This is a genomic window from Burkholderia sp. MBR-1 (assembly GCF_013822785.1).
In the GTDB taxonomy this organism is placed as follows: Bacteria; Pseudomonadota; Gammaproteobacteria; order Burkholderiales; family Burkholderiaceae; genus Burkholderia; species Burkholderia vietnamiensis.
In genome coordinates, this window is record NZ_CP053609.1 from 1,735,993 (window position 1) to 1,761,627 (window position 25,635).

General features: G+C 67.4%; 22 protein-coding genes. 19 read left to right on the plus strand and 3 right to left on the minus strand.

All coding sequences use genetic code 11. The features are described 5' to 3' along the window. The first annotated feature begins 12 nt into the window (after window positions 1–12). From MBR110_RS07985 to def, 3 genes are all read left to right on the plus strand, one after another. A complete protein-coding gene (locus MBR110_RS07985; protein ID WP_034195308.1) occupies window positions 13–1,317 on the plus strand; it encodes a cell division protein ZipA C-terminal FtsZ-binding domain-containing protein in 1,305 nt (434 codons plus the stop codon). A 160-nt stretch (window positions 1,318–1,477) separates the two neighbouring features. Beyond that, the gene (ligA, locus tag MBR110_RS07990) at window positions 1,478–3,553 is read left to right on the plus strand and encodes an NAD-dependent DNA ligase LigA (RefSeq protein WP_059474486.1); all 2,076 of its coding nucleotides are present in this window, start codon (window positions 1,478–1,480) and stop codon (window positions 3,551–3,553) included. Continuing rightward, the gene (gene def / locus MBR110_RS07995; RefSeq protein WP_011885149.1) at window positions 3,550–4,083 is read left to right on the plus strand and encodes a peptide deformylase; all 534 of its coding nucleotides are present in this window, start codon (window positions 3,550–3,552) and stop codon (window positions 4,081–4,083) included. Before ligA ends, def begins: the two co-directional genes overlap by 4 nt. Window positions 4,084–4,173: 90 nt before the next feature. Here def and MBR110_RS08000 read toward each other — a convergent pair whose 3' ends face one another. Genes MBR110_RS08000 through map form a run of 3 tightly spaced genes read right to left on the minus strand, consistent with a single transcriptional unit; the run spans window position 4,174 to window position 9,490 of the window. Next, the gene (locus MBR110_RS08000) at window positions 4,174–6,027 is read right to left on the minus strand and encodes a pseudouridine synthase (RefSeq protein WP_081054438.1); all 1,854 of its coding nucleotides are present in this window, start codon (window positions 6,025–6,027) and stop codon (window positions 4,174–4,176) included. Between the two features lie 16 nt (window positions 6,028–6,043). Continuing rightward, a complete protein-coding gene (locus MBR110_RS08005; protein WP_046426981.1) occupies window positions 6,044–8,623 on the minus strand; it encodes a [protein-PII] uridylyltransferase in 2,580 nt (859 codons plus the stop codon). A 51-nt stretch (window positions 8,624–8,674) separates the two neighbouring features. Beyond that, window positions 8,675–9,490: a type I methionyl aminopeptidase gene (gene map, locus MBR110_RS08010; RefSeq protein WP_011885146.1), complete on the minus strand. Its 816-nt coding sequence runs from the start codon at window positions 9,488–9,490 to the stop codon at window positions 8,675–8,677. 377 nt (window positions 9,491–9,867) lie between these two features. Between map and rpsB the strand changes: the two genes are divergently transcribed. From rpsB to MBR110_RS08090, 16 genes are all read left to right on the plus strand, one after another. Further along, a complete protein-coding gene (gene rpsB, locus MBR110_RS08015; protein WP_011885144.1) occupies window positions 9,868–10,608 on the plus strand; it encodes a 30S ribosomal protein S2 in 741 nt (246 codons plus the stop codon). 162 nt (window positions 10,609–10,770) lie between these two features. Continuing rightward, complete coding sequence (tsf, locus tag MBR110_RS08020; RefSeq protein WP_011885143.1) at window positions 10,771–11,652, plus strand: translation elongation factor Ts; 882 nt, start codon at window positions 10,771–10,773, stop codon at window positions 11,650–11,652. A 156-nt stretch (window positions 11,653–11,808) separates the two neighbouring features. After that, complete coding sequence (gene pyrH, locus MBR110_RS08025) at window positions 11,809–12,522, plus strand: UMP kinase (RefSeq protein ID WP_011885142.1); 714 nt, start codon at window positions 11,809–11,811, stop codon at window positions 12,520–12,522. Window positions 12,523–12,624: 102 nt separating this feature from the next. After that, complete coding sequence (gene frr / locus MBR110_RS08030) at window positions 12,625–13,185, plus strand: ribosome recycling factor (RefSeq protein WP_011885141.1); 561 nt, start codon at window positions 12,625–12,627, stop codon at window positions 13,183–13,185. Between the two features lie 49 nt (window positions 13,186–13,234). Continuing rightward, window positions 13,235–14,017: a polyprenyl diphosphate synthase gene (gene uppS / locus MBR110_RS08035; protein WP_011885140.1), complete on the plus strand. Its 783-nt coding sequence runs from the start codon at window positions 13,235–13,237 to the stop codon at window positions 14,015–14,017. Next, window positions 14,011–14,832 (plus strand): phosphatidate cytidylyltransferase, encoded by an 822-nt coding sequence (locus MBR110_RS08040; RefSeq protein ID WP_014723217.1) that lies wholly within the window; start codon window positions 14,011–14,013, stop codon window positions 14,830–14,832. Before uppS ends, MBR110_RS08040 begins: the two co-directional genes overlap by 7 nt. A 15-nt stretch (window positions 14,833–14,847) precedes the next feature. Next, window positions 14,848–16,044 carry a 1-deoxy-D-xylulose-5-phosphate reductoisomerase gene (locus MBR110_RS08045; RefSeq protein WP_011885138.1) on the plus strand — a complete coding sequence of 399 codons (1,197 nt, stop codon included), beginning with the start codon at window positions 14,848–14,850 and terminating at the stop codon, window positions 16,042–16,044. Between the two features lie 11 nt (window positions 16,045–16,055). Further along, window positions 16,056–17,429 (plus strand): RIP metalloprotease RseP, encoded by a 1,374-nt coding sequence (rseP, locus tag MBR110_RS08050; RefSeq protein WP_014723215.1) that lies wholly within the window; start codon window positions 16,056–16,058, stop codon window positions 17,427–17,429. 64 nt (window positions 17,430–17,493) lie between these two features. Continuing rightward, complete coding sequence (gene bamA / locus MBR110_RS08055) at window positions 17,494–19,800, plus strand: outer membrane protein assembly factor BamA (protein WP_011885136.1); 2,307 nt, start codon at window positions 17,494–17,496, stop codon at window positions 19,798–19,800. A gap of 34 nt (window positions 19,801–19,834) precedes the next feature. Further along, a complete protein-coding gene (locus MBR110_RS08060) occupies window positions 19,835–20,362 on the plus strand; it encodes an OmpH family outer membrane protein (protein WP_011885135.1) in 528 nt (175 codons plus the stop codon). A gap of 16 nt (window positions 20,363–20,378) precedes the next feature. Then, complete coding sequence (gene lpxD / locus MBR110_RS08065) at window positions 20,379–21,503, plus strand: UDP-3-O-(3-hydroxymyristoyl)glucosamine N-acyltransferase (RefSeq protein WP_045578982.1); 1,125 nt, start codon at window positions 20,379–20,381, stop codon at window positions 21,501–21,503. Window positions 21,504–21,629: 126 nt separating this feature from the next. Then, complete coding sequence (gene fabZ, locus MBR110_RS08070) at window positions 21,630–22,097, plus strand: 3-hydroxyacyl-ACP dehydratase FabZ (RefSeq protein WP_006495559.1); 468 nt, start codon at window positions 21,630–21,632, stop codon at window positions 22,095–22,097. Between the two features lie 67 nt (window positions 22,098–22,164). Then, window positions 22,165–22,953, plus strand: coding sequence for an acyl-ACP--UDP-N-acetylglucosamine O-acyltransferase (gene lpxA, locus MBR110_RS08075; RefSeq protein WP_046426975.1), 789 nt, complete (start codon window positions 22,165–22,167; stop codon window positions 22,951–22,953). Window positions 22,954–22,956: 3 nt separating this feature from the next. Next, window positions 22,957–24,126 carry a lipid-A-disaccharide synthase gene (gene lpxB / locus MBR110_RS08080; RefSeq protein ID WP_011885132.1) on the plus strand — a complete coding sequence of 390 codons (1,170 nt, stop codon included), beginning with the start codon at window positions 22,957–22,959 and terminating at the stop codon, window positions 24,124–24,126. Next, window positions 24,123–24,773: a ribonuclease HII gene (gene rnhB / locus MBR110_RS08085; protein WP_011885131.1), complete on the plus strand. Its 651-nt coding sequence runs from the start codon at window positions 24,123–24,125 to the stop codon at window positions 24,771–24,773. The genes lpxB and rnhB overlap by 4 nt, the downstream gene beginning before the upstream one ends. After that, window positions 24,770–25,552 carry a TrmH family RNA methyltransferase gene (locus MBR110_RS08090; RefSeq protein WP_034195314.1) on the plus strand — a complete coding sequence of 261 codons (783 nt, stop codon included), beginning with the start codon at window positions 24,770–24,772 and terminating at the stop codon, window positions 25,550–25,552. The genes rnhB and MBR110_RS08090 overlap by 4 nt, the downstream gene beginning before the upstream one ends. The last annotated feature ends 83 nt before the right edge of the window (window positions 25,553–25,635 follow it).

Consider the following 25,635-nt stretch of genomic DNA (forward strand, 5'->3'; position numbering starts at 1 on the left):
GATGGAGCGTGCATGGACGAGTTGACACTCGGTTTGATCGGCGCGGGCGCCGTCGTGGTGGGCGGCGTCGTGGTCTACAACGCATGGCAGGGTGCGAAGGTGCGGCGCAGGATGCCGCGTCCGATGCCGGAAGAGGCGGCCGACGCGATGAACCGCCCCGAGCGCGACGAAGAGCTGCCGTTCATCGAGCCGGTGCGCCAGCCGGTGCGCCGCGAACCGGCAGCGCCTGCGCCCGCCCCGGCCGCGAGCGCGGCGTCGGAAGCCGCACGCGTAGAGCCGACGTTCGGCGGCGTGGCGCCGGCCGATGAGCCGGTCGACCTGCAGGCCGAGAGCGTCGGCGTCGGCGCCGATGTGTCGGCCGAGTCCGACGGCGCGGCCGAGCAGGCCGCCGACGAAGGCACGCCGGCCGCCGCCGCGCACGAAGCGCCGGCCGCCGGCGTAGCGGACGACGAGCACGTCGAGCCGGTGCTGCCGGCCGCGACGACCATCTCGTCGGCTCCGCCCGCGATCGTCGATCGCCGCATCGACTGCATCGTGCCGATCCGGCTCGGCGCACCGCTGCCGGGCGACAAGATCCTGCCGGTCGCGCAGCGGCTGCGGCGCGCGGGCAGCAAGCCCGTGCATATCGAAGGCAAGCCGGAAGGCGGTCAGTGGGAGCTGCTGCAGAACGGCGTTCGCTACGAGGAACTGCGCGCGGCCGCGCAGCTCGCGAACCGCAGCGGCGCGCTCAACGAGCTCGAGTTCTCCGAGTTCGTGACGGGTGTCCAGCAGTTCGCCGACGCGATTGACGGCGCGCCGGAATTCCCCGACATGATGGAAACGGTCGCGATGGCGCGCGAGCTCGACGGATTCGCCGCGCAGTGCGACGCGCAGCTGTCGATCAACGTGATGTCGGACGGCGCGCCGTGGTCGGCGAACTACGTGCAGGCCGTCGCGTCGCAGGACGGGCTCCTGCTGTCGCGCGACGGCACGCGTTTCGTGAAGCTCGACGCGAAGCAGAACCCGGTGTTCATGCTGCAGTTCGGCGACACCAACTTCCTGCGCGACGACCTGACGTACAAGGGCGGCAACATGATCACGCTGGTGCTCGACGTGCCGGTCGCCGAAGAGGACATCCTGCCGTTCCGGCTGATGTGCGACTACGCGAAGTCGCTGTCCGAGCGCATCGGCGCGCGGGTCGTCGACGATTCGCGCCGGCCGCTGCCGGAGTCCGCGCTGGTCGCGATCGACCAGCAGCTGATGAAGCTGTACGCGAAGCTCGAGGAAGCCGGCATTCCGGCCGGCTCGCCGGTCACGCGCCGCCTGTTCAGCCAGTAACGCGTTCGGCGCGCAGCGGCCGCGACGCCGCTGCGCGTCGCTGCAGTGCCGCATCGGCGCGGTGCGGCGAGCCGGCGTGGGCGCGCATCGCGCGCCCACGTCGCGGCGTCAAACTGAGATAATCGGAATTCCGATTTTTCAGAACGCACCTGCCGCCAGCATGGCCCGAACCCAAGCCGAACCGCCAGCCAGCCAGCCCGACGCGCGCGCCGCGTGGCTGCGCGATCAACTCGAGCGGGCGAACTACGCCTACTACGTGCTCGATCAGCCGGACCTGCCCGACGCCGAATACGATCGACTGTTCGGCGAGCTGCAGCAACTCGAAGCCGATCATCCCGAACTCGTGACGCCCGATTCGCCGACGCAGCGCGTCGGCGGCGCAGTGGCGAGCGGGTTCACGCCGGTCGTTCACGACGCGCCGATGCTGTCGCTGAACAACGGCTTCAGCGACGACGACATCGTCGCGTTCGACAAGCGCGTCGCCGATGCGCTCGACAAGCCGACCGATCTCGCCGGCTCGGTGACGGACCCCGTCGAATACGCGTGCGAGCTGAAGTTCGACGGGCTCGCCATTTCGCTGCGCTACGAGCGCGGCGTGTTCGTGCAGGCGTCGACGCGCGGCGACGGCACGACCGGCGAGGACGTGACCGAGAACGTGCGCACGATCCGCTCGATTCCGCTGAAGCTGAAGGGCGCCCACGTGCCCGCGCTGCTCGACGTGCGCGGCGAAGTGCTGATGTTCAAACGCGATTTCGCGCGCCTGAACGAACGCCAGCGGGCGGCCGAGCAGCGCGAATTCGCGAACCCGCGCAACGCGGCGGCCGGCAGCCTGCGCCAGCTCGATCCGAAGATCACCGCGCAGCGTCCGCTGTCGTTCTTCTCGTACGGGATCGGCGTGCTCGACGGGATGCCGATGCCCGATACCCACAGCGCGCTGCTCGACTGGTACGAAGCGCTCGGCCTGCCGGTGAACCGCGAACGCGCCGTCGTGCGCGGCGCGCAGGGGCTGCTCGAATTCTTCCGCAAGATCGGCGAGCGGCGCGAATCGCTGCCGTACGACATCGACGGCGTCGTCTACAAGGTGAACCGGCGCGACGAGCAGGACCGCCTCGGCTTCGTATCGCGCGCGCCGCGCTTCGCGCTCGCGCACAAATTCCCCGCGCAGGAAGCGCTGACGAAGCTCGTCGCGATCGACGTGCAGGTCGGCCGCACCGGCGCGATCACGCCGGTCGCGCGGCTCGAGCCGGTGTTCGTCGGCGGCGCGACGGTGACCAACGCGACGCTGCACAACGAGGACGAAGTGCGCCGGAAAGACATCCGGATCGGCGACACCGTGATCGTGCGGCGCGCAGGCGACGTGATTCCGGAGGTCGTCGGCGCGCTGCTCGAGCGCCGGCCGGTCGACGCGGCCGAATTCGTGATGCCGACCGAGTGCCCGGTGTGCGGCTCGAAGATCGAGCGCCTGCCGGACGAGGCGATCGCGCGCTGCACGGGCGGCCTGTTCTGCCCGGCGCAGCGCAAGCAGGCGCTGTGGCACTTCGCGCAGCGCCGCGCGCTCGACATCGACGGGCTCGGCGAGAAGATCATCGATCAGCTGGTCGAGCTGAACCTCGTGCGCACGCCGGCCGACCTGTTCAATCTCGGTTTCGCGACGCTCGCGGAGCTCGACCGCTTCGCCGAAAAGTCCGCGCAGAATCTGCTCGATTCGCTCGAGAAGGCGAAGCACACGACGCTCGCGCGCTTCATTTACGGGCTCGGCATTCGCCACGTCGGTGAATCGACCGCGAAGGATCTCGCGAAGCATTTCGGCTCGCTCGATCCGATCATGGACGCGTCGATCGAGGAACTGCTCGAAGTCAACGACGTCGGGCCGATCGTCGCCGAGTCGATCCACCAGTTCTTCGCGGAGGAGCACAACCGTACCGTGATCGACCAGTTGCGCGCGCCCGGCAAGGTCACGTGGCCGGAAGGGCCGCCCGCGCCGAAGGCGCCGCAAGGCGTGCTCGCCGGCAAGACGGTCGTGCTGACCGGCACCTTGCCGACGCTCACGCGCGACGCGGCGAAGGAGATGCTCGAAGCGGCCGGCGCGAAGGTGGCCGGATCGGTATCGAAGAAGACGGATTACGTGGTCGCGGGCGCCGAAGCCGGCAGCAAGCTCGCGAAGGCCGAGGAACTCGGCATCCCGGTGCTCGACGAAGACGGACTGCACCAACTCCTGGAGGGCAATACGCAATGATTCGCGAGATCCTGAAGATGGGCGACCCGCGCCTGCTCGAAATCGCCGAGCCGGTCGGACAGTTCGATACGCCGGAACTGCACGAGATCGTCGCGGACATGTTCGAGACGATGCATCACGCGAACGGAGCGGGGCTCGCCGCGCCGCAGATCGGCATCGGGCTGCAGATCATCATCTTCGGCTTCGGCAACAACAACCGCTATCCGGACGCGCCGCCGGTGCCCGAGACGGTGCTGATCAATCCGAAGGTCGAATACATGCCGCCGGACATGGAGGAGGGCTGGGAGGGCTGCCTGTCGGTGCCCGGCATGCGCGGCGTGGTGAGCCGTTATGCGAAGGTCCGCTACGTCGGCTACGACCAGTTCGGCGCGAAGATCGACCGCGTCGCCGAAGGCTTCCATGCGCGCGTCGTGCAGCACGAATACGATCATCTGATCGGCAAACTCTATCCGATGCGGATCACCGATTTCACGCGCTTCGGGTTCACCGACGTGCTGTTCCCCGGGCTCGATCCGAGCGACGACGACTGACGATCGCGCGGCGATGTCCCGCTGTAAACGAACAAAGCCCGCGTGCAGCGGGCTTTGTTCTTCGTGCTCGCGGCAAGCGCGTGCGGGCCGTCAGAACGACTCGTCGGGCGACAGATAGCGCCACTGGCCTTGCGGCAGCGCGCCGAGCATCACGCGGCCCATCCGCACGCGCTTCAGGCCGATCACTTCGAGGCCGACCATCTCGCACATGCGGCGGATCTGACGCTTCTTGCCTTCGCGCAGCACGAAGCGCAACTGCTCGCCGTTCTGCCAGCTGACCATCGCCGGCTTCAGCGGGACGCCGTCGAGCTCGAGGCCGTGGCGCAGCTTCGCGAGCGATTCGGCGGGGAAGTGCTGATCGATGTCGATCAGGTGTTCGCCGTAACGCACGCGCACCAGATATTCCTTGTCGATGTCCGACTGCTCGCCGATCAGCTGCTTCGCGATCCGGCCGTTCTGCGTCAGCACGAGCAGCCCGGTCGAATCGATGTCGAGCCGTCCCGCCGGCGCGAGCGCGTGCAGGTGCTGCGGCGAGAAGCGAATCTGCGAACGGTCGCCGCTCCACTGGTTCGCGCGCGTGATCAGCACCGCCGCAGGCTCGTAGCCGTCTTCCGCCTGGCCCGACACATATCCGACCGGCTTGTGCAGCAGGATCGTCACTTGCGCGGCCTGCGCGGCGCTTGCGCGCTCGTCGATCTCGATCTTCTGATCCGGGCGCACCTTGGTGCCGAGCGTGTCGATGCGTTCGCCGTCGACGAGGACCCAACCCTGTTCGATCCATTCGTCGGCTTCGCGACGCGAGCACAGGCCGAGTTCCGACATGCGCTTCGACAGCCGCATCAGGCCCGTTTCGTCACCGTGATCGATGTCGGCGGCGCGGTGCTTGACCGGCTGGGTGGTTTTCAGCGCGGGGCTGCTCGCGCGGCGCTCGGTGCTGCTGCGCTCGGTGGGGCGTGCCGGGCGCGCGGGGCGGTCGCCGAAGCTGCGCTTTGCGCCCGCGCCGGCTGCCTTGTCGCGGTAAGGCGCGCGTGCGCCGCCTTCGGCGCCTGCGCGGCGCGGGCGTGCATCGTCATTGCGTGCGGGACGCGCCGGGCGGTCACCGAAGCTGCGCTTCGCGCCTTCACCGGCCGCCTTGTCGCGATACGGCGCGCGTGCGCCGCCTTCGCCACCTGCGCGGCGCGGGCGATCGTCATCGCGTGCGGGACGTGCCGGGCGGTCGCCGAAGCTGCGCTTCGCGCCTTCACCGGCCGCCTTGTCGCGATACGGCGCGCGTGCGCCGCCTTCGCCACCTGCGCGGCGCGGGCGATCGTCGTCGCGAGCGGGACGTGCGGGGCGGTCGCCGAAGCTGCGCTTCGCACCTTCACCGGCTGCCTTGTCGCGATACGGCGCGCGTGCGCCGCCTTCGCCACCTGCGCGGCGCGGGCGATCGTCGTCGCGAGCGGGACGTGCGGGGCGGTCGCCGAAGCTGCGCTTCGCGCCTTCACCGGCCGCCTTGTCGCGATACGGCGCGCGTGCGCCGCCTTCGCCACCTGCGCGGCGCGGGCGATCGTCATCGCGTGCGGGACGCGCCGGACGGTCGCCGGTCGCACGACGTTCGCCGAAGCTGCGCTTCGCGCCTTCGCCGGCATCCTTGTCGCGATACGGCGCACGCGCACCGCCTTCGGCGCCTGCACGGCGCGGCCGCGCGTCGCCGCGCGCTGCGCCGGCGTCACGCGGCGCGCGCTTCGCCGGCGCGCGATCCGCGCCCGGCCGTTGTGCATCGCGCGACTCGGCGGCACGCTTGCCGGCGCCGGCCGCGGCGGGCTTCTGCGCACGCGGCGGCTTGTCGCCGGGGGCCGGCGCGGCGGGGCGCACGGCCTTGCGGGCGACGAGGCTGCCGGAGCGGACGGGTGCGCGGGTCGGCGACGCCGGCCGCGGATTCTTGACGGTCAATTTGGTGCGCATAAACGCTGGGATTCATTCAGACTGCGATCGCGCGCAGCAATTCGGTTTCAAGCTGGATCTGCAGGCGGTTGTCGGACAGGCCGGCACCATCGAGCAGGAAGATGTCCTCGACGCGTTCGCCGAGCGTATTGATCCGCGCCGCATGGACGCCGACCCGATGCTCGGCCAGCACGCGCGCGATCGAATAGAGAAGGCCCGGCCGGTCGTTCGCGGACACGGACAGGATGTAGTACTGGCCGCGCTCGTCGGCCCGCAGGTCGACGCGCGGCGTGATCGGAAAAGTGCGGGACAGTCGCGACAGCCGGCCTTTCGACGGTTCCGGCAGCGGCGCGGTTTCGGCGAGCCGCGTCGCGAGCTGCTGTTCGACGAGATTCGCGATGTCGCGGTAGCGCACGTCGCGCTCGGTCTGCGTGACGATGAAGTTGTCGAGCGCGTAGCCGTGCCGCGTCGTGCTGACGCGTGCATCGAGCACCGACAGCCCGTTGCGGTCGAAATACGCGCAGATGCCCGCGAACAGGTCGGGGCGGTCCTTCACGTACACGAGCACTTGCAGCGCGTCGCCGATCGGTGACGGCCGCGCCCGCACGATCGCGGTCTCGGCGTTCACGTGGCGGTACAGCACGCGCGTCTGCCACGCGATGTCGGCCGCGTCGTGACGCAGGAAGAAGCCGACGTCGAGCTGATCCCACAGCGCGCGATGCGCGTCGTCGGGCACGGTCTCGAGGCGCAGCAGCGCGAGCGCCTGCTCCTGGCGCGACTTCAGTTCCGAATGCGCATCGGGCTTCGCGCCGCCGAGCACCGCGAGCGTGATGCGGTACAGATCCTCGAGCAGCTTGCCCTTCCAGGTGTTCCACACCTTCGGGCTGGTGCCGCGGATATCGGCAACGGTCAGCAGATAGAGCGCGGTCAGGTAGCGTTCGTTGCCGACGATCGCGGCGAAGCGCCTGATCACTTCCGGGTCGCTCGTGTCCTGCTTCTGCGCGACCTGGCTCATCGTCAGGTGATGCTGGACCAGCCATACGATCAGCGCCGCATCGTCGCCGCCGATGCCGTGTTCGCGGCAGAAGCGTCGCGCGTCGGCCATGCCGAGCGTCGAGTGATCGCCGCCGCGGCCCTTCGCGATGTCGTGGAACAGCGCCGCGACATAGAGCACCCACGGGCGCTCGAAATTGCCGATCAGCTGGCTGCAGAACGGATATTCGTGCGCATGCTCGGCCACCGCGAAGCGGCGGATGTTGCGCAACACCATGAGGATGTGCTGGTCGACCGTGTACACGTGATACAGGTCGTGCTGCATCTGGCCGACGATGCGGCGAAAATTCAGCAGATAGCGGCCGAGCACGCTGGTCTGGTTCATCAGCCGGAACGCATGCGTGATGCCTTCGGGCTGCTGCAGGATCTGCATGAACGTGTGGCGGTTCTGCGCATCGCGCCGCCACGTGTCGTTCATGATTTCGCGCGAGTTGTACAGCGCGCGCAGCGTGCGGGCCGACAGGCCCTTCACGCCGCGCGTCGTCTCGTACAGCAGGAACGCTTCGAGGATCGCGTCGGGATGGCGCTCGAACACGCCGTCGTCGACGATCTCGAGCATGCCCTGCTTCTCGACGAAGCGATCGTGCGACAGCACGCGCGTGATGCCGCTCGTCGCGGGGAACAGCTGCGCCTCGATGTTCTGGATCAGGATCGTCGCGAGCTGCGTGACGGCCTTCGCCGCCCAGTAGTAGCGGCGCATCAGCTGCTCGCTCGCGCGCTTGGCCTGCGTCGGCCGATAGCCGAAGCTCTCGGCGGCCTGCGTCTGCAGGTCGAACACGAGTACGTCCTGACGGCGGCCGGCGATCACGTGCAGCCGCGCGCGCAGCGCCTTCAGGAACCCTTCGTTGCGGCGCAGCTCGCGCGCCTCGCGCTCGGTGATGAGGCCGCGCGTGTCGAGCTCGCGCCAGCTGCTGCCGAAGCCTGCCGCGCGCGCGATCCAAAGGATGGTCTGCAGGTCGCGCAGCCCGCCGGGGCTTTCCTTCACGTTCGGTTCGAGGCTGTACGGCGTGTCCTGGAACTTCGCGTGGCGCTGACGCATCTCGAGCACCTTCGCGGTGAAGAACGCGCGCGCATCGAGCGCCTCTTCGTGATAGCGAACGGTGAAGCGCTCGAACAACGCGGTGCTGCCGAAGATGCGGCGCGCCTCGAGCAGCGAGGTCTGCACGGTGACGTCCTGCGACGCCTCTTCGATACATTGCGCGACCGTCCGTACGCTGCTGCCGATCTCGAGGCCGAGATCCCACGCCATCCCGATGAAGCGCTCGATGCGCGCATCGAGCGCCGGATCGTGCGCATCGGGCAGCAGGACGAGGATGTCGACGTCGGAGTGGGGCGCGAGTTCGCCGCGCCCGTAGCCGCCGACGGCGACCAGCGCGAGCGTCGCGGGCAGCCCGCAGTCGTCCCATACGCGTTTCAGCGCGCTGTCGGTGAGTTTCGACAGCGCGTGCATCAGCGACGTGACGTTGGTCGCGCTGCGAAAGCGCTCGAGCAGGTCGGCCTTGGCGGCCTTGAATTCGGCGCGCCGCGACAGCGCTTCGGGCGAGGGGGCGGCGTGAGCGCTCATGGGCGGCCGTTCAGATGAGAAAGCTGGGTGGGGCGGGCGGCGCGGCGGCGCTCAGACCGCGGCGGCCGGTTGCGCGAACACGGGGCGCGCCGGCGTGCCGGCCGACACGGTCAGCACTTCGTAGCCGGTGTCGGTCACGAGCACCGTGTGCTCCCATTGCGCGGACAGGCTGCGATCGCGCGTCTTGACCGTCCACTGGTCGGGCATCGTGCGGATGTCGCGCTTGCCGGCGTTGATCATCGGCTCGATCGTGAAGATCATCCCGGCCTTCAGCTCGATGCCGGTGCCCGGCCGGCCGTAGTGGACGACCTGCGGATCTTCGTGGAACACCGTGCCGATGCCGTGGCCGCAGTATTCGCGCACGACGCTGTAGCCCTGCGCTTCCGCATGCTTCTGGATCGCGTGGCCGATGTCGCCGAGGTGCGCGCCGGGCTTGACCTGGTCGATGCCGAGCCACATGCACTCATAGGTCGTCTGCACCAGGCGCTTCGCGAGGATCGAGCCCTCGCCGACGATGAACATCCGGCTGGTGTCGCCGAAGTAGCCGTTCTTGATCACGGTGATGTCGATGTTCAGCGCGTCGCCGTTCTTCAGCACCTTCTCGCCCGGAATGCCGTGGCAGATCACGTCGTTGACCGAAATGCAGGTGGCCTTCGGGTACGGCGGATAGCCGGGCGGCTGATAGTTGAGCGGCGCGGGAACCGTGCCCTGCTCGTTCAGCATGAATTCGTGACAGAGCCGATCGAGCTCGGCGGTCGTGACGCCCGCGACGACGTGCGGCGTGATGAAGTCGAGCACTTCGCTCGCGAGACGGCAGGCGACACGCATCTGTGCGATGTCGTGTTCGTTTTTGAGCGTAATAGCCATCGAGGTATGCCTGGAATGCGGTGAATTGACGGATTATCGCACCTTATGGCTGCGGTCGCAGCCCCTGCCGATCGGGCGCGTGCGGGTTTTCGCCGATTGTTCGGCCGGCAGCCGCACGGCAAGCGAAAGTGGTGCGCGACTTGAGAGGTGACAAATCGGCATGCTATACTCTTTGGCTAAGTCGACATCCAAATGCCGAACGTTGCCCGCTTTTTGGGGTGGCATCGAGATGAAGGACTTGCGGCACGCGCATTCGCACGTGCCGAATCGCAAGCCGGCGCAACCAGGGTGCCGGCCGCGCGGAATGGCGGTCCTTCGGGGCGCTCGCGCGGCGGTACGGCAGCCGGCTTAAGACCCAACCCTCGTGGAGAATTTACATGGCAGTCACGATGCGCCAAATGCTGGAAGCAGGTGTCCACTTCGGTCACCAGACGCGCTTCTGGAACCCGAAGATGGCTCCGTTCATTTTCGGTCACCGCAACAAGATTCACATCATCAACCTCGAAAAGACGCTGCCGATGTTCACGGACGCACAGAAGTACGTGCGCCAGCTGGCAGCGAACCGCGGCACGATCCTGTTCGTCGGCACGAAGCGCCAGTCGCGTGACACGATCGCCCAGGAAGCGCAACGTGCGGGCATGCCGTACGTCAACGCGCGCTGGCTCGGCGGCATGATGACCAACTTCAAGACGCTGAAGGTGTCGATCAAGCGCCTGAAGGACATGGAAGCGGCCGTCGAAGCGGGTGAAACCGAAAAGATGAGCAAGAAGGAAGCGCTGCTGTTCGAACGCGAAATCGCCAAGCTGCAAAAGTCGATCGGCGGCGTGAAGGACATGGGCGGCATTCCGGACGCGATCTTCGTGATCGACGTTGGCTACCACAAGATTGCCGTCACCGAAGCGAACAAGCTGGGCGTGCCGGTCATCGCCGTGGTCGACACGAACCACTCGCCGGAAGGTGTGGACTACGTGATCCCGGGTAACGACGACTCGAGCAAGGCCGTTGCGCTGTACGCGCAAGGCGTGGCCGACGCGATCCTCGAAGGCCGTGCGAACGCGGTCAACGAAGTGGTCCAGGCCGTGCGCGGCGACGACGAATACGTCGAGGAAAACGCGTAACTGGCCCCGAGCCGGCGCAAAAAGGGGGCTCTCAACAGGCCCCCTTTTTTTAAGCTTGTGCGCCGGACCTGATCGCGCCGAAACGGCGCGGGTCCGGAAACGAAATTCGGCCGTTCGCGTCCAAGCGGGCGGTGTGGTGAATACAGACTCAAGGAGCGAATGATGGCGGCAATTACCGCAAGCATGGTGGCAGAACTGCGCGCAAAGACCGATGCACCGATGATGGAGTGCAAGAAGGCGCTGACGGAAGCCGACGGCGATCTGGCCAAGGCCGAAGAGCTGCTGCGCGTCAAGCTCGGCAACAAGGCGAGCAAGGCCGCATCGCGCGTGACGGCCGAAGGCGTCGTCGCATCGTTCGTCGGCGGCAATGCCGGCGCGCTGGTCGAGCTGAACTGCGAAACCGACTTCGTCGCGAAGAACGACGACTTCCTCGCATTCTCGAAGACGGTTGCAGAACTCGTCGCGACGCAAAACCCGGCCGACGTGGCTGCGCTGTCGGCGCTGCCGCTCGACGGCTCGACGGTCGACGCAGTCCGTCTGGCGCTGATCGGCAAGATCGGCGAAAACGTCTCGATCCGCCGTTTCGTCCGCTTCGAAACCGCGAACAAGATCGCCACGTACCTGCACGGCGCGCGCATCGGCGTGATCGTCGAGTACACGGGTGCTGAAGAGCAGGTCGGCAAGGACGTCGCGATGCACATCGCGGCAATGAAGCCGGTCGCCCTGTCGGCAGCCGACGTCCCGGCTGAACTGATCGACACGGAACGCCGCGTGGCCGAGCAGAAGGCTGCGGAATCGGGCAAGCCGGCCGAAATCGTCGCGAAGATGGTCGACGGCAGCGTCCAGAAGTACCTGAAGGAAGTGTCGCTGCTGAACCAGACGTTCGTGAAGAACGACAAGCAGACGATCGAGCAGATGCTGAAGGCGGCGGATGCGGCAGTGCAGAAGTTCGCGCTGTTCGTCGTCGGCGAAGGCATCGAGAAGCGTCAGGACGACTTCGCCGCCGAAGTGGCCGCGCAAGTCGCAGCAGCAAAGCAGCAGTAAGCAGTCAGGTAGTATCCGCGGCGGGCGTCCGCTCCGCCGCGGCCGGCGGCGCCGCCGGCCGGCCGGGAACCCCGGTCCGGTCGTCGGCGCTTGCCCGAATCAGTATTTCGCCCCTACAGTTCGTGGTTGTCATCCTCTCGTCGCTCGGAAGCCCCTATGTCCAATGCCTATAAACGCGTCCTCCTCAAACTCTCCGGCGAAGCGCTGATGGGCGACGATGCCTTCGGCATCAATCGCGCGACGATCGAGCGGATGGTGGCGGATATCGCCGAAGTCGTGGGTCTCGGTACGCAGCTGGCCGTCGTGATCGGCGGCGGTAACATTTTCCGCGGTGTCGCGGGCGGCGCGGCCGGCATGGACCGTGCGACGGCCGACTACATGGGGATGCTGGCGACGATGATGAACGCGCTGGCGCTGCAGGACGCGATGCGCCACGCCGGCATCGTCGCGCGCGTGCAGTCGGCGCTGCGGATGGACCAGGTCGTCGAGCCCTACATCCGGCCCCGTGCGATCCGTCAGCTCGAGGAAGGCAAGGTCGTGATCTTCGCGGCCGGCACCGGCAACCCGTTCTTCACGACGGACACGGCCGCCGCGCTGCGCGGCTCGGAAGTCGGCGCCGAGGTGGTGCTGAAGGCGACCAAGGTGGATGGCGTATATTCTGCCGATCCGAAGAAGGATCCGTCGGCCACGCGCTACACGACGATCAGCTTCGACGAGGCGATCAGCCGCAATCTGCAGGTGATGGACGCGACGGCCTTCGCGCTGTGCCGCGACCAGAAGCTGCCGATTCGCGTGTTTTCGATAAACAAGCCGGGTGCGCTCAAGCGTATCGTGCTGGGCGAGGACGAAGGTACGCTCGTCCACGTGTAAACTCCCGCGGATGCGGGCAAGCGGCGTGGGCAGCCGGCCGAGGCGCGTGACGCGCCGGGCGCCGCCCGCGTTCTTTGAAGGTTGGAAGGTTCGGAGGTTGAAATGAGTGTCGCTGATGTCAAGAAGGGCGTAGAGCAGAAAATGCAGCGCTCGATCGAAGCGTTCAAGAACGATCTGGCAAAGATCCGCACGGGCCGTGCGCACACCGGTCTGCTCGATCACGTGCAGGTCGATTACTACGGTTCGATGGTGCCGATCTCGCAGGTTGCGAACCTGACGCTCGTCGACGCACGCACGATCGGCGTGCAGCCGTGGGAAAAGAACATGGTCGCGAAGGTCGAGAAGGCCATCCGCGAAGCCGATCTCGGCCTGAATCCCGCCACGTCCGGCGATCTGATCCGCGTGCCGATGCCCGCGCTGACCGAAGAGCGCCGCCGCGAGCTGACCAAGGTGGTCAAGAGCGAAGGCGAGACGGCGAAGGTTGCGATCCGCAACCTGCGTCGCGACGCGAACGAAGCGCTCAAGAAGCTCGTGAAGGACAAGGAAATCTCGGAAGACGACGAGCGTCGTGCCAGCGACGACGTGCAGAAGCTGACGGACAAGCACGTTGCCGAGGTCGACAAGCTCGTGCAGACCAAGGAAGCCGAGATCATGACGGTCTGACGACCGTCCTCGCGCGCCGCCTTCATTCCGCCTTACTGTCTCAACGGCCATGACCTATACCAGCTCTACCGTTCGCGTGCCTGACGTCGGCGCCGTGCCGCGTCATATCGCGATCATCATGGACGGCAACGGCCGTTGGGCAACCGAACGCCGCTTGCCGCGCGTCGCCGGGCACACCCGCGGCGTGGACGCCGTGCGGTCGGTGGTCGAAGGCTGTGCGCGCGCCGGCGTCCAATATCTGACGCTGTTCGCGTTCAGTTCGGAGAACTGGCGGCGCCCGAACGACGAAGTGTCGTTCCTGATGCGGCTGTTCATCACCGCGCTCGAACGCGAAATCGGCAAGCTGCATGCGAACGGCATCCGCCTGCGGGTGGTCGGCGATCTCGATCGCTTCGAGCCGCGCATCCGCGACCTGATCCGCCGCGCCGAAACCAAGACCGCGCGCAACACGCGCCTGACGCTGACGATCGCCGCGAACTACGGCGGCCGCTGGGACATCCTGCAGGCGACCAAGAAGCTCGTCGCCCAGGCCGTGCGCGAAGGCCGCGAGGTCGACGTGACCGAGGAAGCGTTCGCGCCGCACCTGGCGATGGCCTATGCGCCGGAGCCCGATCTCTTCATCCGCACCGGCGGCGAGCAGCGCGTCAGCAATTTCCTGCTGTGGCAGCTCGCGTACGCCGAGTTCTACTTCACCGACAAATACTGGCCGGACTTCGACGGCGCGGCGCTGGCCGATGCGATCGCGTCGTATACCGAGCGCGAGCGCCGTTTCGGGCGCACCAGCGCCCAGCTCGAGCCGCAATCGCAAAACGCCGATTCCCTTTCATGCTGAAGACCCGTGTGATCACGGCGGTCGTGATGCTGGCAGTGCTGCTGCCGGTGACGCTGTTCGCGCCGCTGGCCGGCTTCGGCGCGCTGATCGGCGTCGTGCTCGTGTTCGCCGCGTGGGAATGGGCGCGGCTGCTGAAGCTCGGCGCGACCGGCGCCGTCGTCTATGCGCTCGCCGCCGCGCTCGCGCTCGCGGCGACCGTGCCGCTCGGCGTCGGCGCGGCTTCGTCCCGTCCTCTTTTCATGGCAGCCGGCGTGTTCTGGCTGCTGGTCGGCCCGTTCGCGCTGCGGCGCAAGCCGCTGCTCGCGGGCGCTGTGTGGCGGCCGTTCCTGCTCGCGGCCGGCTTCGTGGTGTTCGCGGCCTGCTGGCACGCGCTCGTCGCCGCACGTGCGCAGGGCGTGCCGTTCGTGCTGTCGCTGCTGCTGGTCGTCTGGCTCGCCGATATCGGCGCATACTTCGCAGGCAAGGCGTTCGGCAAGCGTAAGCTCGCAATCACGATCAGTCCCGGTAAAAGCTGGGAGGGCGCGATCGGCGGCTGGCTCGCCGTGATGGTCGTCGCGGGCGCCGCGATGGCCGCGCACTGGTTCGAGCCGACCCTGTTTTCCGCATTCGCCACGCATTACGGGATGCCCGGTGCGTGGGCCGCGCTGACGTTGCTCGTCGTCTACAGCGTGATCGGCGATCTGTTCGAGTCGCTGCTCAAGCGCCAGGCCGGCGTGAAAGACTCCAGCGGGCTGCTGCCCGGTCACGGCGGCGTGCTCGATCGCGTCGACGCGCTGCTGCCGGTGCTGCCGCTCGCAATGCTGCTGCTTGGTTAATCCACTATCTCTGTTATGCAAAAACGTCTGACACTGCTCGGTTCCACGGGCTCGATCGGAGACAGCACGCTCGACGTGGTCGCCCGCCATCCCGAGCGTTTTTCGGTGTACGCGCTGACCGCGCATCGCAACGGCGACAAGCTCGTCGAGCAATGCCTGCGCTTCGCGCCGGAAGTCGCGGTGGTCGGCGACGCGGCGACCGCTGCGCACGTCGAAGCAAAGCTGCGCGCCGCGGGCAGCAAGACCACGGTGCTGTATGGTCCGCAGGCGCTCGTCGACGTGTCGGCGAGCGACGGCTGCGACACGGTCGTCGCGGCGATCGTCGGCGCGGCCGGCCTCGCGCCGAGCCTCGCGGCCGCGCGCGCGGGCAAGCGCATCCTGCTCGCGAACAAGGAATCGCTGGTGATGTCGGGCGGGATCTTCATGGACGCGGTGCGCGACCATGGCGCGATCCTGCTGCCGGTCGACAGCGAGCACAACGCGATCTTCCAGTGCATGCCGCGCGACGAGAACGAGCACGGCGGCATCTCGAAGATCATCCTGACGGCGTCGGGCGGCCCGTTCCGCACGCGCGAGCCGGCCACGCTCGCCGACGTGACGCCGGACGAGGCGTGCAAGCATCCGAACTGGGTGATGGGCCGCAAGATCTCCGTCGATTCGGCGACGATGATGAACAAGGGCCTCGAGGTGATCGAGGCGCACTGGATCTTCGGTCTGCCGGGCGAGCGGATCGACGTGCTGATCCACCCGCAGAGCGTGATCCATTCGCTGGTGTCGTATCGCGACGGGTCGGTGCTCGCGCAGCTCGGCAACCCCGACATGCGTACGCCGATCGCGCACGCGCTCGCGTTCCCGGAGCGCGTCGACGCCGGCGTCGATCAGCTCGACCTCGCGCAGATCGCGCAGCTGTCGTTCGAGAAGCCGGATTACGCACGCTTCCCGTGTCTCGCGCTCGCGCTGAAGGCGCTTGAAGAGGGCGGGATCGCGAGCGCCGCATTGAACGCGGCGAACGAAGTCGCGGTCGAAGCGTTTCTCGAGCGCCGGATCGGCTTCATGGCGATCGCGGCGACGGTCGACGCGGTGCTCAACGCACTGCCGAACCGCAGCCCGAACGGGCTCGACGACGTCCTGGCGGCCGATGCCGACGCGCGTCGTCTTGCCGCCGGGTTCATTGCAAAAGCGCCTGCGCCTCGCGTGGAGCGTATCGTCTGAATGAGGTGCTCATGAACGTGCTGGTCGAACTGGTCGCGTTTGCGGTGGCGATCGGGGTGCTGGTCGTCGTGCATGAGTACGGACATTATCGCGTCGCGCGCTGGTGCGGCGTGAAGGTGCTGCGTTTCTCGATCGGCTTCGGCCAGCCCATCGCGCGCTGGGTGAGCCCGCGCACGGGCACCGAGTGGACGCTCTCCGCGTTGCCGCTCGGCGGCTACGTGAAGATGCTCGACGAGCGCGAACCGGGCCCCGGCATCAATCCGGACGAGCTCGACCAGGCGTTCAACCGCCAATCGGTGTTCAAGCGCATCGCGATCGTCGCCGCCGGGCCGATCGCGAACTTCCTGTTGGCAATCGTGCTGTTTTCGGCGGTATTCGCCACCGGCGTGACCGAGCCGGCCGCGCTGGTCGCGCCGCCGGCCGCCGGCACGGTCGCGGCCCGCGCGGGCTTCGACGGCAGCGAGACCATCGTGTCGATCCGCGACGCCGACGGCGGCGCCGCCGTGCCGGTGCGCTCGTGGTCCGACTTGCGCTGGAAGCTGCTGTCCGCCGCATTCGACCATCGCGAGGTCGTGCTCGGCGCGCGCGACGGCGGCGCGGCGACGTTCGACTTCCGCGTCGATCTGCGCAATATCCCCGAGAGCGACATCGATGACGATTTCATGGCGCGCCTCGGCTTCGAGGCCGGCGGCGGCACGCTGTCGATCGCGTCGGTGCAGCCCGGCAGCGCGGCCGAGCGGGCGGGGCTGAAGGCCGGCGACAAGCTGCTGGCGCTCGACGGCCAGCCGATCGGCGGCGCGTCGCGCTTCATCGACGCGGTGAAGCATCACGCCGGCCGGGCGGTCGACCTGCAGGTCGAGCGCGGCGGTACGACGCAGACGGTAGCGATCGTGCCTCAGTTGCAGCGCGACGACGAGACGGGCCAGCAGGTCGGCCGCATCGGCGCGGCGCTGTCGATGCACACGCCGTCGGTCGACGTGCGCTACGGGCCGCTCGACAGCGTTCGGCTCGGTGCGCACCGCACGTGGGACATCGCCGTCTATTCGCTGAAGATGTTTGGGCGGATGATCACGGGCAACGCATCGCTGAAGAATCTGTCCGGCCCGGTGACGATCGCCGACTATGCGGGCAAGAGCGCGCGGCTCGGTCCGTCGGCCTTCGTATCGTTCCTCGCCCTTGTCAGCATTAGCCTCGGGGTGCTGAACTTGCTGCCGATTCCCGTTTTGGACGGGGGGCATCTGTTATATTATCTGGTTGAAGCCGCGACCGGGAAAGCCGTCTCGGAGCGCTGGCAGCTGATTCTGCAAAGAGCCGGGCTGATCTGCATCGTCGCATTGTCGGCGATCGCATTGTTCAACGACCTGGCTCGGTTAATCCATTTCTGAAGCGTCAGGCGGCGGCCGGTCGGTCGCCGCCTGATTTGATGCAGCTAAATATTGGGGATGCACGTTGTTCAAACCTCATCGCTTTGTACCTAAGACAGTTGCAGCGGCCGCGCTCGCCGCGCACGGCCTCGCGGCGCATGCAGCGGCACCGTTCGTGGTGCAAGACATCAAGATCGAGGGTTTGCAGCGCGTCGAACCCGGTTCGGTATTCGCGTACCTGCCGATCAAGCAGGGCGATACCTTCACCGACGACAAGGCATCCGAAGCAATCCGCGCGCTGTACGCGACGGGCTTCTTCAACGACGTGCGCGTCGCCACGCAAGGCAACGTCGTGATCGTGCAGGTGCAGGAGCGTCCGGCCATCGCGTCGATCGACTTCACCGGCACGAAGGAATTCGACAAGGACAACCTGACCAAGGCGCTGCGCGCGGTGGGTCTGGCCGACGGCCGCTACTACGACAAGGCGCTCGTCGACAAGGCGGAGCAGGAGCTCAAGCGCCAGTACCTCACGCGCGGCTTCTACGCGGCCGAGGTCAAGACGACGATCACGCCGGTCGACGCGAACCGCGTGTCGATCCTGTTCGCGGTCGCCGAAGGCCCGAGCGCGAAGATCCGCCAGATCAACTTCATCGGCAACAAGGCGTTCAGCACCAGCACGCTGCGCGACGAGATGCAGCTGTCCACGCCGAACTGGTTCTCGTGGTACACGAAGAACGACCTGTACTCGAAAGAAAAGCTGACCGGCGACCTCGAAGCCGTGCGCTCGTACTACCTGAACCGCGGCTACCTCGAGTTCAACATCGAGTCGACCCAGGTGTCGATCTCGCCCGACAAGAAGGACATGTACCTGACGGTCACGCTGCATGAAGGCCAGCCGTACACGGTGTCGGGCATCAAGCTGTCGGGCAACCTGCTCGATCGCGAAGCCGAACTCACCAAGCTGATCAAGATCAAGCCGGGCGATCGTTTCTCGGCCGAGAAGCTGCAGCAGACGACCAAGTCGATTGTCGACAAGCTCGGCGAATACGGCTACGCATTCGCGACGGTCAACGCGCAGCCGGACATCGATCAGGCGAACCACAAGGTGAACCTGAACCTCGTCGTCGATCCGAGCCGCCGCGTGTACGTGCGCCGCATCAACGTGGTCGGCAACACGCGCACGCGCGACGAAGTCGTGCGCCGCGAAATGCGCCAGCTCGAAAGCTCGTGGTTCGATTCGAACCGTCTCGCGCTGTCGAAGGACCGCGTGAACCGTCTCGGCTACTTCACCAACGTCGACGTGACGACGGTGCCGGTCGAAGGCACGAACGACCAGGTCGACGTGAACGTGAAGGTCGACGAAAAGCCGACCGGCGCGATCACGCTGGGCGCGGGCTTCTCGTCGACGGACAAGGTCGTGCTGTCGGCCGGCGTGTCGCAGGACAACGTGTTCGGCTCGGGCACGAGCCTGTCGGTGAACGTCAACACCGCGAAGAGCTACCGCACGCTGACCGTCACGCAGGTCGACCCGTACTTCACGGTCGACGGCATCAAGCGGATCACCGACGTCTACTACCGCACGTACCAGCCGCTGTACTACTCGACGAGCTCGAGCTTCCGCATCATCAGCGCGGGCGGCAACCTGAAGTTCGGCATTCCGTTCTCGGAAGTCGACACCGTCTATTTCGGCGCGGGCTTCGAGCAGAACCGTCTCGACGTCGATTCGAACACGCCGCAGAGCTACCAGGACTACGTGAACGAGTTCGGCCGCGTGTCGAACACCGTGCCGCTGACGGTCGCGTGGTCGCGCGACGCGCGCGACAGCGCGCTGATCCCGAGCCGCGGCTACTTCACGCAGGCGAACGTCGAGTACGGCGTGCCGGTCGGCAAGATCCAGTACTACAAGGCCGACCTGCAGGCGCAGTATTACTATTCGTTCTCGCGCGGCTTCATCCTGGGCCTGAACCTGCAGGGCGGCTACGGCAACGGTATCGGCAACCCGTACCCGATCTTCAAGAACTACTACGCGGGCGGTATCGGCTCCGTGCGTGGCTACGAGCCGAGCTCGCTGGGCCCGCGCGACACCAAGACGAACGACCCGATCGGCGGCTCGAAGATGCTGGTCGGCAACATCGAACTGACGTTCCCGCTGCCGGGCACCGGCTACGATCGCACGCTGCGCGTGTTCACGTTCATCGACGGCGGCAACGTGTGGGGCAACGCGCCGGGCGGCACGAGTACCGGCGCGAACGGTCTGCGTTACGGCTATGGTGTGGGCCTCGCGTGGATCTCGCCGATCGGCCCGCTGAAGCTGAGCCTCGGTTTCCCGCTGCAGAAGCACGAGGGCGACCAGTACCAGAAATTCCAGTTCCAGATCGGGACGGCGTTCTGATCGAACGCATGACAACAGCAACGAGAGGGTAATTTTGCTAACCGGTAAGTTTTCGAAACGAGTGATCGGGGCGTTGACCATTGCGCTGGCCTTGGGCGCGGCGACGGCACACGCTCAGGACGTCGCCCGCATCGCGGCGGTCAATTCGGATCGGATCCTGCGCGAGTCGGCGCCCGCGAAGGCGGCGCAGACGAAGCTCGAAGCCGAGTTCGCGAAGCGCGACAAGGATCTGCAGGACCTGGCGGCGCGTCTGAAGTCGATGTCCGATTCGCTGGACAAGAACGGTGCGTCGCTGTCGGCGGCCGATCGCGCGCAGAAGCAGCGCGATCTCGCGCAGCTCGACACCGACTTCCAGCGCAAGCAGCGCGAGTTCCGCGAAGATCTGAACCAGCGCCGCAACGAGGAGCTCGCGGCGGTGCTCGAGCGCGCGAACAAGGTCATCAAGCAGATCGCGGAGCAGCAGAATTACGACCTGATCGTGCAGGAAGCCGTGTACGTCAGTCCGCGCATCGACATCACCGACAAGGTGCTCAAGGCGCTCGCGTCCGGCTCGACGAACTGAACGGAGCAGACGACGAATGGCATTGACGCTCGAGGCACTCGTAAAGCGGTTCGGCGGCGAGATCGTCGGCGACGCCCAGTGCAAGGTCAGCGGCCTCGCGCCGCTCGACCAGGCCGGCCCTCAGCAGCTCGCGTTTCTCGCGAATCCGAAGTACCTGTCGCAGGTCGAGACGAGCGGCGCCGGCGCGGTGCTGATCGCGCCCAAGGACCTCGAAAAGCTTGGCGCGGCCGAGGGATCTCCGACATCCGGCCCCCGGATGGCCGGCCCCCGGACGGCCGGCCCCAGCAACTTCATCGTGACGGCGAATCCGTACGCGTACTTCGCGCGCGTCGCGCAGATGTTCATCGATCTGGCCACGCCGCCGCGCGTGGCCGGCGTGCATCCGAGCGCGACGATCGACCCGTCCGCGCAGGTCGCCGCGAGCGCGGTGATCGGTCCGCACGTGACGATCGAGGCCGGTGCGGTGATCGCCGATGACGTGCAGCTCGACGCCGGCGTGTTCGTCGGCCGCGGCACGACGATCGGCGCGGGCTCGCACCTGTATCCGAACGCAGCGGTGTACCACGGCTGCAAGATCGGGCCGCGTGCGATCATTCATGCGGGCGCGGTGATCGGCTCGGACGGCTTCGGCTTCGCGCCGGATTTCGTCGGCGACGGCGACGCGCGCACCGGCAGCTGGGTCAAGATCCCGCAGGTCGGCGGCGTGTCGATCGGCCCGGACGTCGAGATCGGCGCGAACACGACGATCGATCGCGGCGCGATGGCCGATACCGTCATCGAAGCGTGCGTGAAGATCGACAACCAGGTGCAGATCGGCCACAACTGCCGGATCGGCGCATATACGGTCATCGCGGGCAGCGCCGGGATCGCCGGCAGCACGACGATCGGCCGCCATTGCATGATCGGCGGCGCGGCCGGGATCGCCGGCCACGTGACGCTCGGCGACTACGTGATCATCACCGCGAAGTCGGGCGTATCGAAATCGCTGCCGAAGGCCGGCATCTATACGAGTGCGTTCCCGGCCGTCGACCACGGCGAATGGAACCGCAGCGCCGCGCTCGTACGCAACCTCGACAAACTGCGCGACCGCATCAAGGCGCTCGAAACCGCGCTGGCCGCCCAGGGCGGCACGGACGCCTGACCACCATGCGAGACCACCAACCGGGCACGGCCAGCGCATCCGCCCGGTTAGCCGGACCGGGCCGCACGACGGCCCGCATCAGCCTTTGCATCACCACCGCGCAGCCTCTGCGTGAGACGAACCATCATGAGCACTGAAAAAATCAATCTCGACATCCACAAGATCCTCACGCTGCTGCCGCATCGCTACCCGATTCTGCTGGTCGACCGCGTGCTCGAACTCGAGCCGCACAAGGGGATCAAAGCGCTGAAGAACGTGTCGATCAACGAGCCGTTCTTTCAGGGACATTTCCCGAAGCGGCCGGTGATGCCGGGTGTGCTGATCCTCGAGGCGCTCGCGCAGGCGGCCGCGCTGCTGACCTTCGCGGAAGAGCAGCCGAAGGATCCGGAGAACACGCTGTACTACTTCGTCGGCATCGACGGCGCGCGCTTCAAGCGCGTGGTCGAGCCGGGCGACCAGCTGATCCTGAACGTGACGTTCGAACGATACATCCGCGGCATCTGGAAGTTCAAGGCGGTGGCCGAAGTGGACGGCAAGGTGGCGGCGGAAGCCGAACTGATGTGCACGGTCAAGACGGCCGACGCGGCGCCCTGAGCGACGCGGCACGCATGAGCAACATGACGCGGGCAACGCGACACATCATAACGAGAGGCAACGGCGCATGACCAGGATTCATCCTACCGCGATCGTCGAACCGGGCGCGCAGATCGACGAGTCGGTCGAGATCGGGCCGTACGCGATCGTCGGGCCGCATGTGACGATCGGCGCGCGCACCACGATCGGCTCGCACAGCGTGATCGAAGGTCACACGACGCTCGGCGAAGACAACCGCATCGGCCATTACGCGTCGGTCGGCGGCCGTCCGCAGGACATGAAGTACAAGGACGAGCCGACCAGGCTCGTGATCGGCAACCGCAACACGATCCGCGAATTCACGACGATCCACACCGGCACCGTGCAGGACGCCGGCGTGACGACGCTCGGCGACGACAACTGGATCATGGCGTACGTGCATATCGGCCACGACTGCCGGGTCGGCAACAACGTGATCCTGTCGAGCAACGCGCAGATGGCCGGTCACGTCGAGATCGGCGACTTCGCGATCATCGGCGGGATGTCGGGCGTGCATCAGTTCGTGCGCATCGGCGCGCACTCGATGCTCGGCGGCGCGTCGGCGCTCGTGCAGGACGTGCCGCCGTTCGTGATCGCTGCAGGCAACAAGGCCGAGCCGCACGGCATCAACGTCGAAGGCCTGCGCCGGCGCGGTTTCTCGCCGGACGCGATCTCGGCGCTGCGCAGCGCGTACCGCCTGCTGTACAAGAACGGCCTGTCGCTCGACGAGGCCAAGGTACAGCTGCGCGAGCTCGCGAGCGCCGGCGGCGACGGCGATGCGCCGGTGGCCGCGCTCGTCGCGTTCGTCGACGCGTCGCAACGCGGCATCATCCGCTAACCGATGCCGCTGCCGACCAATCAGCTGCGGCTCGCCATGGTGGCCGGCGAGCCGTCGGGCGACCTGCTCGCGGCGTCGCTGCTCGGCGGGCTGCAGGCGCGACTGCCGGCGTCGACCCACTATTACGGGATCGGCGGGCAGCGCATGCTCGCGCACGGCTTCGACTCGCACTGGCAGATGGACAAGCTGACGGTGCGCGGTTACGTCGAGGCGCTGGGCCAGATCCCCGAGATTCTGCGCATTCGCGGCGAACTGAAGCGCCAACTGCTCGCCGAGCGGCCCGACGCATTCATCGGCGTCGATGCACCCGACTTCAACTTCAACGTGGAACAGGCCGCGCGCGACGCGGGCATTCCGTCGATCCACTTCGTGTGCCCGTCGATCTGGGCGTGGCGCGGCGGGCGGATCAAGAAGATCGCGAAGTCGGTTGACCACATGCTGTGCCTGTTCCCGTTCGAACCGGCGATCCTCGACAAGGCGGGCGTCGCGTCGACGTACGTGGGCCATCCGCTCGCCGACGAGATCCCGCTCGAGCCCGACACGCACGGCGCGCGCATCGCGCTCGGCCTGCCGGCCGACGGCCCGGTGATCGCGGTGCTGCCGGGCAGTCGCCGCTCGGAGATCGCGCTGATCGGCCCGACGTTCTTCGCGGCGATGGCGCTGATGCAGGAGCGCGAGCCGGGCGTGCGCTTCGTGATGCCGGCGGCGACGCCCGCGCTGCGCGAGCTGCTGCAACCGCTCGTCGCCGCGCATCCGCAACTCGCGTTGACGATCACCGACGGCCGCTCGCAGGTCGCGATGACGGCCGCCGACGCGATCCTCGTGAAGAGCGGCACCGTCACGCTGGAAGCCGCGCTGCTGAAGAAGCCGATGGTGATCTCGTACAAGGTGCCCTGGCTGACCGGCCAGATCATGCGCCGCCAGGGCTACCTGCCGTACGTCGGCCTGCCGAACATCCTGGCCGGGCGCTTCGTCGTGCCGGAGCTGCTGCAGCACTTCGCGACGCCGGAGGCGCTCGCCGACGCGACGCTCACGCAGTTGCGCGACGACGCGAACCGCCGCACGCTGACCGAAGTGTTCACCGAAATGCACCTGTCGCTGCGGCAGAACACGGCCGCGAAGGCGGCCGAAGCGGTCGTGCGGGTGCTCGAGCAACGCAAGGGGCGCGCATGACCGCCACTCGCGCACCACGTGCAGCGCGCGGCCGCGTGCCGCTCGACCAGCGCGGCTTCGATTTCAGCCGGCCCGACGACATCGTCTGCGGCGTCGACGAAGCCGGGCGCGGCCCGCTCGCGGGCCCGGTGGTCGCCGCCGCGGTGATCCTCGATCCCGCGCAGCCGATCGAAGGCCTCGACGATTCGAAGGCGCTGTCCGCGAAAAAGCGCGACGCGCTGTACGACCTGATCGTCGCGCGTTCGCGTGCGTATTGCGTCGCGTCGGCCAGCGTCGACGAGATCGATACGCTGAACATCCTGCATGCGACGATGCTCGCGATGAAGCGCGCGGTCGAAGGCCTGTCGCTCATGCCGACGCTCGCGCAGATCGACGGCAACCGTTGCCCGACGCTGATGGTGCGCGCCGAGGCGATCGTCAGCGGCGACGCGCTCGTGCCGAGCATCTCGGCGGCGTCGATCCTCGCGAAAGTCACGCGCGACCGGATGCTCGTCGAGCTGCATGCCCGCCATCCGGTGTACGGCTTCGACGTGCACGCCGGCTACGGCACCGCGAAACATCTTGCCGCGCTGCGCGAGCATGGGCCGTGCGAAGCGCATCGGCGCTCGTTCGCACCCGTGCGCGCGGCGCTCGACCTGATTCGATGAAAAGCATCACCTCACGCGACAACCCGCTGTACAAGCGGCTGAAGGCGCTCGCGGGTTCGACGGCGCAGCAGCGCCGCGGCGGCCACGCGCTGCTCGAAGGTTTCCATCTGGCCGGCGCCTATCTCGACACGGGCGCGATCCCCGAGTTGTGCGTCGCGACCGAAGGCGCGCTCGCGCATGCCGAAGCGCGGGCGATCGTCGCGCGCATCGACGCGCCGCGGGTCGTCACGCTGCCCGACGCGCTGTTCGGTCAGCTGTCGAACGTGGTCAGCGGCGTCGGCCTGCTGCTGCTCGTCGAGCGGCCGGCGCAGCCGTTGCCGGCGCGCGTCACCGATACGTCGGTCGTGCTCGACGGCGTGCAGGACGCCGGCAACGTCGGCTCGATCCTGCGCAGCGCGGCGGCGGCCGGCGTGCGCCACGTGTTCTGTGCGCCGGGCACCGCGTATGCGTGGTCGTCGAAGGTGCTGCGCTCGGGCATGGGCGCCCACTTCCTGTTGTCGATTCACGAGGACGTCGAGCCGGACGCGCTCGCCGAGCGTCTCGACGTTCCGGTCGCGCTGACCGATTCGCACGGCGCGCAGGCCGTCTACGACTGCGACCTGTCCGGCCCCGTCGCATGGGTGTTCGGCAACGAGGGGGCGGGCGTGTCGGCCTTCTGGCGCGATGCGGCCACCCATCGCGTGACGATCCCGCAGCCGGGCGGGATGGAGTCGCTCAACGTCGCGGCGGCGGCGGCCGTGTGTCTGTTCGAGCAGGTGCGGCAGCAGCGGCGCAAATGAGACGCGCGCGCCGCGCGCCAGGTCGTCGGCGCGCAGCGCCCAGCAAAAAGCCGCGTTGAACGCGGCTTTTTGCTTTCTGGCGG